The following is a 4,012-nucleotide window of genomic DNA, read 5'->3' on the forward strand; positions in this document are numbered from 1 at the left end:
CCATTCGCTCCACGAAAACAGGCCGCTGTCGTGCAGCGCCACCGTGATGGCGAAAGCCTCCGCCTGCCACGGTTCGGCGAACACCGGATCGTCGAAACCCGTCGGCAGCGCGCCTTTATGCGGGCTCAAGGTAACGCTCCCAGGCGTCGATGGAGACGGTCAATGTCGGATCGGCGCCCTCGCCCCAGATCTCGGCGCCGTCGAAAACCACGGTATAGACCCATTGCGGGTTCTCCCCCTTGCCATGCGCGTTGCTGTCCGGGAACACGAAACCGTCGCGAACGGCCTCGATCCTTCCGTTCTTGCCGCGCGCGTAGCGCGGCAGGCGCGTATGGCCGGTGGGGCTGAAATTCTTCGTCCGCACGCGGTCGCCCGCCTGGAAGCGCGCCGGCGCAGCCACGGGACGGTCGCATGGCCCACCTTTGGCGAGCACGGCAGGCACATCGGCAGCCTTCAGCACGCGTTTGGGTGTCGTCGCCGGATCGACCGCCTTGCCGGCGGCAAGGTCGCGTTCCGTCACGAAGCCATGGCGCTTCAGGAGTACCTCAAGCGCCTGGATCCAGATCTGGTAATAGCTCGACGAATAATAATCGGCGGGATGCAGCGATTCTCGCGCATGCCGGCTCTCGTCGATGTTCCAGGCACCCATGGCGCCGGCAGTGAGCGTGACGCCAAGCGCCCGCCGCTCCCAGGCAGCATGGAAGTAAGGCTCGTCCGTCTCGGGCGCGACCGGCCCGAACCCCATATGCCCGCCGAGATCTTGCGGCCCGTTCATGCCGGCTCCTTCGCCAGCGCCGTGCCGATCATCGCATCGCGGCTGACCAGGCCGGCGAGTTGCTCCTCGCTCCAGCCCTCGGTGCCTTCCGGCCGCATCGGCACCACCAGGTAGCGAAGCTCGGCCGTCGAATCCCAGACGCGGATTTTCCTGCCCGCGGGCAAGGTTAGCCCGAATTCTTCCAAAACGCCACGCGGATCGATAACAGCCCGCGAACGATAGGGAGGCGCCTTGTACCACACCGGCGGGAGGCCGAGCACGGACCACGGATAGCAGGAGCAGAGCGTGCAGACGACGAGGTTGTGCGTCTCATGCGTGTTGAACACCGCCTGCATGTGCTCGCCCTGGCGCCCGGTATAGCCGAGCGAGGCGATTGCCGCCGTCGCGTCGCGCTTCAGCCATTCGGCATAGGCCGGATCGTTCCAGGCCTTCGCCACCACCCTGGCGCCGTTGCGTGGGCCGATTTTCGTCTCGTATGTATCGACGATGACGTCGATGGCCGCCGGATCGATCAGGCCCTTCTCGGTAAGGATCGTTTCCAATGCGCGCACGCGCGCCGCAAACGGATCGAGCTCGTTGTCGTGGTCGTGATCATGGGACATGGCGCAAGGTTACGATCGTGCGCACGCCCCCGCAAGCTCGGCACCTTGGGCCAGAGCCGGGCCGCCTATTCGGCGGCCAATTTTTTCGGTTCGGCATTTTCTCCGGGGTCGAAGAGCGAGGGCTGCTCGACCGGCTCGACCGCATGCAACTCCGGCCGGCTCTTCTTCGAGGAGAAGCTGAGCAGCCAGCCGGAGAAATGCTCGAAATAGACATAGATGACCGGCGTGACGAACAGGGTCAGCGCCTGGGATGCGAGCAGGCCGCCGACCACCGCAACACCGAGCGGCTGGCGCAGCTCGGCGCTGGCGCCGGTGCCGAGCGCGATCGGGAACGTGCCCATCAAGGCCGCCAGCGTCGTCATCATGATCGGCCGGAAACGCATCAGGCAGGCCTTGTGGATGGAATCCAGCGCCGACATGCCCTCGCGCCTCAACTCCAGCGCCACGTCGATCATCATGATGCCGTTTTTCTTGACGATGCCGATCAGCATCAGGATGCCGATCACGGCTATGACCGACAGGTCCATGCCGAAGAGCCGCAATGCAACCACCGCGCCCAGTACCGCCGATGGCAGGCCCGTCAGAATGGTCAGCGGATGGATGAAGCTCTCGTAGAGCATGCCGAGCACAATGTAGATCGTGAGAATCGCGCCCCCGATCAGCAGCCCTTGGTTGGCAAGCGAATCCTGGAACGTCTTGGCGGTGCCGGCGAAGGTGGTGCCGATCGCCTGCGGCATGCCGATCTGGTCCTTGAGCTGGTTGATGCGGGTCACCGTGTCGCCGAGCGAGACACCCTGCGGCAGGTTGTACGAGATCGTCACCGCCGGCAACTGGCCAAGCTGGTTGACCGTCAAGGCGCCGGCTGTGCGATCGACCCGGGCGAAGGCACCGAGAGGAACGAGGCTGCCGCTCGCGGTTCTCACCTGAATGGCCAGCATGCGCTCCGGCGACCACTCGATCTTCGGATCGAGCTCGGTGATGACCTCGTAACTGTCGGCCGAGCCGAAAATGGTTGAGACCTGATCGGTCCCGAAGCCGCCATAGAGGGCGGAGCGCAGCGTGTCCGTGTCGATACCGAGCTGAGCGGCCTTGTCGCGATCGACGACCAGCGACGCCTGCAGCGCGTTGTTCTGCAGATCACTTGTGACGTCGGTGAAGAATTTATGATCGGCGGCCATGGCGTCGTTCAATTTCTGCGCCCAAGCGTCCGTCGCGCCGTTATCGAGGCCTTGGACGACCAACTGATAGGCGCTGGCCGAGGAGCGCGAACCGAGCCTGAGGTTCTGCACCGGTTGCATATAGGTTTCGATGCCGGCGACGCCGGACAGCTGCCGCCTCAAATCGGAAAGCACCTTCTCTATGTCGGGACGCTTGTCCTTGTCCTTCAGTTGCACGAACAACTGTCCCTGATTGAGCGCATTGTTGCCGCTGCCCACCGACCAGGCGACGTGATCGACGTAAGGCGAATGCGAGAAGACGTCGGCGACCTGGCTCTGCAGCTTCGTCATCGCGTCGAAGGAGATGTCCTGGCGGGCGATGGTGGTTACCGAGATCTGGCCTATGTCTTCTTGCGGGAAGAAGCCCTTCGGCGAAACCTGGATCAGCCAGACGGAGGCCGCCGCGGTGCCGACGAAGACCAGGAACACCAGGAAGGTGTGGCGCAGGCAGAAGCTCAGGATCCAGTCATAGCCACGCGTGATGAGATCATGTCTGTGACCGTCGGCATGCGCCTCGCGATCGGCCTTGGTCACCGACAAAAGCCGCGAGCACAGCATCGGGGTCAGGGTCAGCGACACGAACATCGACGCCAGGATGGCGACCGTCACCACGACGGCGAATTCGTTGAAGATGCGCCCGATGACGCCGCCCATTAGAAGCACGGGGATGAACACCGCCACCAGCGAAATCGAAATCGAAATGATGGTGAAGCCGATCTCGCGCGCGCCCTTGAGCGCGGCGTCGAAAGCCGACAGCCCATCCTCTTCCATGTGGCGGAAGATGTTCTCGAGCATGACGATCGCGTCGTCGACGACGAGGCCGACGGCCAGCGTCAGACCCATCAGTGAGATGTTGTCGATCGAGAAGCCGAACAGGAACATCGCGCCGAGCGTCGCGATCAGCGAAATCGGCACGGCCACCGCCGGGATGATCGTTGCCGTGACGCGGCGCAGGAACACGAAGATCACCATCACCACCAACGCGATGGTCAGGAGCAGCGTGAACTGCACGTCGTCGACGGCCTGGCGGATCGAGGTAGAACGGTCGTTGAGCAGCTTGATGCTCGCGGCAGCCGGCATCTGGTCCTGGAAGGACGGCAGCATCGCCTTGACCTTGTCGACGACGTCGACCGTATTGGCGTCGGGCTGGCGCTGCACGGCCATGATAATGGCGCGCGTGCCGTCATACCAACTCGCCGTCGTCGTGGTTTCGACCGAGTCGATGACGCGCGTGACCTCGCCCAGCCGCACCGGATGGCCATTCTTGGTGGCGATGATAATGTTGGAAAAATCGGCGGCGTTCATCAGCTGGGTGTTGGCCGTGATCGTCAGCTGCTGCTTGTCGTTCTGCAGCACGCCGAGCGGGGTGTTGCTGTTGGCCGAGGCCACGGCCGTCTGCAACTGGTCGATCGATATGC

The 4,012-nt window shown here is 63.6% G+C and carries 3 protein-coding genes and 1 pseudogene; all 4 read right to left on the reverse strand.

Annotated features, from left to right (window positions below):
• Positions 1–129: pseudogene (locus EOA32_RS40375) on the reverse strand (nitrile hydratase accessory protein); the annotation flags it as partial.
• Complete coding sequence (nthB, locus tag EOA32_RS34220) at positions 116–775, reverse strand: nitrile hydratase subunit beta (protein WP_128374068.1); 660 nt, start codon at positions 773–775, stop codon at positions 116–118. The pseudogene EOA32_RS40375 and the gene nthB, both read right to left, overlap by 14 nt.
• Positions 772–1,377, reverse strand: coding sequence for a nitrile hydratase subunit alpha (gene nthA, locus EOA32_RS34225; RefSeq protein ID WP_128374069.1), 606 nt, complete (start codon positions 1,375–1,377; stop codon positions 772–774). Before nthA ends, nthB begins: the two co-directional genes overlap by 4 nt.
• Before the next feature lie 65 nt (positions 1,378–1,442).
• On the reverse strand, positions 1,443–4,012 hold a 2,570-nt coding region (locus EOA32_RS34230), incomplete at its 5' end, for an efflux RND transporter permease subunit (RefSeq protein ID WP_145971450.1).

Source organism: Mesorhizobium sp. M1A.F.Ca.ET.072.01.1.1 (assembly GCF_004023325.1).
Taxonomy (GTDB): domain Bacteria; phylum Pseudomonadota; class Alphaproteobacteria; order Rhizobiales; family Rhizobiaceae; genus Mesorhizobium.

What these genes read in the sequence shown, in the direction of transcription:
- nthB (WP_128374068.1), bottom strand. Translation starts at nt 775, where the DNA reads ATGAACGGGCCGCAAGATCTCGGCGGGCATATGGGGTTCGGGCCGGTC.
- nthA (WP_128374069.1), bottom strand. Translation starts at nt 1,377, where the DNA reads ATGTCCCATGATCACGACCACGACAACGAGCTCGATCCGTTTGCGGCG.